General features: G+C 67.4%; 2 protein-coding genes and 5 pseudogenes. 3 read left to right on the forward strand and 4 right to left on the reverse strand.

Going from position 1 to position 4,444, the window contains the following annotated elements; genetic code table 11:
* Positions 1-237: 237 nt before the first annotated feature.
* The 4 genes and pseudogenes from KIS93_RS64375 to KIS93_RS01335 all read right to left on the reverse strand — a co-directional run bounded on the left by KIS93_RS64375 (position 238) and on the right by KIS93_RS01335 (position 2,202).
* Positions 238-429, reverse strand: a complete 192-nt coding sequence (locus KIS93_RS64375; protein ID WP_246005151.1) for a hypothetical protein — start codon at positions 427-429, stop codon at positions 238-240.
* A gap of 124 nt (positions 430-553) precedes the next feature.
* Positions 554-670 (reverse strand): annotated as a pseudogene (locus KIS93_RS64380) (DUF1707 SHOCT-like domain-containing protein); the annotation flags it as partial.
* A gap of 15 nt (positions 671-685) precedes the next feature.
* Positions 686-1,497: pseudogene (map, locus tag KIS93_RS01330) on the reverse strand (type I methionyl aminopeptidase).
* 110 nt (positions 1,498-1,607) lie between these two features.
* Positions 1,608-2,202: pseudogene (locus tag KIS93_RS01335) on the reverse strand (adenylate kinase).
* Positions 2,203-2,260: 58 nt separating this feature from the next.
* On the opposite strand from KIS93_RS01335, the pseudogene KIS93_RS01340 reads away from it, so the two are divergent.
* The 3 genes and pseudogenes from KIS93_RS01340 to KIS93_RS01350 all read left to right on the forward strand — a co-directional run bounded on the left by KIS93_RS01340 (position 2,261) and on the right by KIS93_RS01350 (position 4,195).
* Positions 2,261-2,826 (forward strand): annotated as a pseudogene (locus KIS93_RS01340) (nucleoside monophosphate kinase).
* A 110-nt stretch (positions 2,827-2,936) separates the two neighbouring features.
* A pseudogene (map, locus tag KIS93_RS01345) lies at positions 2,937-3,747 on the forward strand (type I methionyl aminopeptidase).
* Between the two features lie 16 nt (positions 3,748-3,763).
* Complete coding sequence (locus KIS93_RS01350) at positions 3,764-4,195, forward strand: DUF1707 SHOCT-like domain-containing protein (protein ID WP_186403522.1); 432 nt, start codon at positions 3,764-3,766, stop codon at positions 4,193-4,195.
* Positions 4,196-4,444: the final 249 nt, after the last annotated feature.

Raw genomic sequence — 4,444 nt, forward strand, 5'->3', positions numbered from 1 at the left:
CTGGAGTAGTACTTGCCCCAGCCGCTCGAAGAAGCGGAGACGGTGGCGGTGGTCGCGGCCTGCGCGGCGGGGCTGACGGCCAGGGCGGCGACCGCCATCGAGCCGGCGAGAGCGGTGGCTGCAAGGACCTTGCGCATGTGGGTTCCTCCGTGAGTCGTGGTCGACACCGCTCACGTTAGGAAGCCGGCCGCCTGCGGACTGCGCACGAATGCACACAGTGCACTAGTGCACAAACCCCTAGCCCTGCTTCGGCTTGTTGTCCCCGAAGATCGTGCTGACCAGCAGGATCACGCCCCACGGGCCCATCACCCACAGCGGCCACGGATAGATGGTGTGGCCGGCGGTGATGCTCACGATTAACCAGATCACCCAGTTGATGCCGCTGGCCGCCGCCCAGGCGCTCCAGGCCGCCTTCATGCCGGTGTGCATGCCCTTTGGGCTGCGGCTTGCCCGCGGGGGCCGCCTTGACCGGGAGGTGGCGCAGGTCGACGTCGGGCAGGTCGGCCGTCAGCTTGGCCAGCTCGCCGTAGGTCTTGCTCTTGTAGAGGCTCTCGAGCCGGTCGTTGAACTCGTCCATCGTGATCCGGCCCTGCGCGGTGTGCTCGCGGAGGATGGCGGCGACCCGGTCTCGGTCGGCGTCGGAGGCACGCATCTCGGGGCTGTTCGCCATCCCACCCACTCCCGGCTAGTTCTGCAGTTGGGCCAGGCGCGATTCGCCCCCGTCAAGAGCGGTCAGCACCCAAGGACCATTATGTGTCACGGCGACGCTGTGTTCGAAGTGCGCGGAGTGCTTCCCGTCGACGGTGACCACGGTCCAGTCGTCGGCCAGGACGCGGGGTGCGCTCGGTGCCGAGGTTGACCATGGGCTCGATCGCCAGGCACATGCCCTCCTCCAGGGCGGGGCCCCGGCCGGGCTTGCCGTGGTTGGCGATCCACGGGTCCATGTGCATCTCGGTGCCGATGCCGTGGCCTCCGTACTCCGGAGGGATGCCGTAGCGGCCCTGAGAGCGCACGTAACGCTCGATCTCGTAGCCGATGTCGGACAGGTGCCGGCCGGGCTTCAGCGCGGCGATACCGCGCCACATGGCCTCTTCCGTGACCCGCATGAGCTCGGTCAGCTTCGGGTCCACCTCGCCGATCGGGACGGTGACGGCGGAGTCGCCGTGCCCAGCCCTCCAGGATGGCGCCGCAGTCGATCGAGATGATGTCGCCCTCGCGCAGCTTGCGGGCGTTCGTCGGGATGCCGTGGACGACCTCGTCGTTCACCGACGCGCAGATCGTGGCGGGGAAGCCCTGGTAGCCCTTGAACGACGGGATGGCGCCGGCGTCCCTGATCGCCTTCTCGGCGATGACGTCGAGGTCGAGGGGCGTCATGCCGGGCTCGACCGAGCGCTTGAGCAGGTCGAGCGTCTGCCCCACCACCAGGCCCGCCGCCCGCATCTTCTCCAGCTGCTCAGGCGACTTGATCTGGATGCCGTGTCTGTTGCGTTTGAACATCTTCTGCCCCCCTGGGTCTCAACGGGCCGCAGTGGGGGCCCAATTCCCCCACAATAGCCGCGAGGTGGCACGGAAACCCGTGCCACCTCCGCAAATCGGTCGTAACTGGTTCAGCCCAGGAACGGCCGGATCGCGTCCATGGCCCGCTGAGTGACCTCCTCGACCGGCCCTGTCGCGTCGACGCCCACGAGGATGCCCTCGTCGGCGTAGTAGGAGACCAGCGGAGCCGTCTGCTCCTGGTAGACCTCCAGGCGGTGCCGGACGGTCTCTTCCTTGTCGTCGTCCCGCTGGAACAGCGCGCCCCCGCACGCGTCACACTTGTCGTCCTTCTTGTCGTCCGAACTCGACGTGCCAGATGCGCCCGCACTGACTGCAGGTGCGCCGGCCGGCCAGCCGCCTGACCACCTCGTCGTCGTCCACCACAAGCTCGAGCACGAGATCGAGCGCCTGGCCCCAGTCCTTGAGCATGTCGCGCAGGATCTCCGCCTGCGCGACGTTCCTCGGGAAGCCCGTCGAGCAGGAACCCGTCCTGCGCGTCGTCCTCGGACAGACGGTCACGGACCATGGCGATGGTGACCTCATCGGGCACCAGGTCACCACGGTCCATGTACGTCTTGGCCAGCTTGCCAAGATCCGTGCCGCCGGAGACGTTGGCACGGAAGATGTCACCTGTCGAAATCTTCGGATGGACAGGTTCGATGCGATGTACTGGCCTGTGTCCTTACGCTCACCAGAAGAACAACGCAGACTTCGTAGTACGCTGCTGAGCCTCTCGATCTCTTACCGTGCCAACGTCTCCGGCGGCACGGATCTTGGCAAGCTGGCCAAGACGTACATGGACCGTGGTGACCTGGTGCCCGATGGAGTCACCATCGCCATGGTCCGTGACGTCTGTCGAGGACGACGCGCAGGACGGGTTCCTGCTCGACGGCTTCCCGAGGAACGTCGCGCAGGCGGAGATCCTGCGCGACATGCTCAAGGACTGGGGCCAGGCGCTCGATCTCGTGCTCGAGCTTGTGGTGGACGACGACGAGGTGGTCAGGCGGCTGGCCGGCCGGCGCACCTGCAGTCAGTGCGGGCGCATCTGGCACGTCGAGTTCGACGACAAGAAGGACGACAAGTGTGACGCGTGCGGGGGCGCGCTGTTCCAGCGGGACGACGACAAGGAAGAGACCGTCCGGCACCGCCTGGAGGTCTACCAGGAGCAGACGGCTCCGCTGGTCTCCTACTACGCCGACGAGGGCATCCTCGTGGGCGTCGACGCGACAGGGGCCGGTCGAGGAGGTCACTCAGCGGGCCATGGACGCGATCCGGCCGTTCCTGGGCTGAACCAGTTACGACCGATTTGCGGAGGTGGCACGGGTTTCCGTGCCACCTCGCGGCTATTGTGGGGGAATTGGGCCCCCACTGCGGCCCGTTGAGACCCAGGGGGGCAGAAGATGTTCAAACGCAACAGACACGGCATCCAGATCAAGTCGCCTGAGCAGCTGGAGAAGATGCGGGCGGCGGGCCTGGTGGTGGGGCAGACGCTCGACCTGCTCAAGCGCTCGGTCGAGCCCGGCATGACGCCCCTCGACCTCGACGTCATCGCCGAGAAGGCGATCAGGGACGCCGGCGCCATCCCGTCGTTCAAGGGCTACCAGGGCTTCCCCGCCACGATCTGCGCGTCGGTGAACGACGAGGTCGTCCACGGCATCCCGACGAACGCCCGCAAGCTGCGCGAGGGCGACATCATCTCGATCGACTGCGGCGCCATCCTGGAGGGCTGGCACGGCGACTCCGCCGTCACCGTCCCGATCGGCGAGGTGGACCCGAAGCTGACCGAGCTCATGCGGGTCACGGAAGAGGCCATGTGGCGCGGTATCGCCGCGCTGAAGCCCGGCCGGCACCTGTCCGACATCGGCTACGAGATCGAGCGTTACGTGCGCTCTCAGGGCCGCTACGGCATCCCTCCGGAGTACGGAGGCCACGGCATCGGCACCGAGATGCACATGGACCCGTGGATCGCCAACCACGGCAAGCCCGGCCGGGGCCCCGCCCTGGAGGAGGGGCATGTGCCTGGCGATCGAGCCCATGGTCAACCTCGGCACCGAGCGCACCCGCGTCCTGGCCGACGACTGGACCGTGGTCACCGTCGACGGGAAGCACTCCGCGCACTTCGAACACAGCGTCGCCGTGACACATAATGGTCCTTGGGTGCTGACCGCTCTTGACGGGGGCGAATCGCGCCTGGCCCAACTGCAGAACTAGCCGGGAGTGGGTGGGGATGGCGAACAGCCCCGAGATGCGTGCCTCCGACGCCGACCGAGACGGGTCGCCGCCATCCTCCGCGAGCCACACCGCGCAGGGCCGGATCACGATGGACGAGTTCAACGACCGGCTCGAGAGCCTCTACAAGAGCAAGACCTACGGCGAGCTGGCCAAGCTGACGGCCGACCTGCCCGACGTCGACCTGCGCCACCTCCCGGTCAAGGCGGCCCCCGCGGGCAAGCCGCAGCCCAAGGGCATGCACACCGGCATGAAGGCGGCCTGGAGCGCCTGGGCGGCGGCCAGCGGCATCAACTGGGTGATCTGGTTAATCGTGAGCATCACCGCCGGCCACACCATCTATCCGTGGCCGCTGTGGGTGATGGGCCCGTGGGGCGTGATCCTGCTGGTCAGCACGATCTTCGGGGACAACAAGCCGAAGCAGGGCTAGGGGTTTGTGCACTAGTGCACTGTGTGCATTCGTGCGCAGTCCGCAGGCGGCCGGCTTCCTAACGTGAGCGGTGTCGACCACGACTCACGGAGGAACCCACATGCGCAAGGTCCTTGCAGCCACCGCTCTCGGCCGGCTCGATGGCGGTCGCCGCCCTGGCCGTCAGCCCCGCCGCGCAGGCCGCGACCACCGCCACCGTCTCCGCTTCTTCGAGCGGCTGGGGCAAGTACTACTCCAGCAACAACAAGG

Origin of the sequence: [Actinomadura] parvosata subsp. kistnae (genome assembly GCF_900323885.1) — a bacterium.
GTDB classification, from domain to species: Bacteria; Actinomycetota; Actinomycetes; order Streptosporangiales; family Streptosporangiaceae; genus Nonomuraea; species Nonomuraea composti.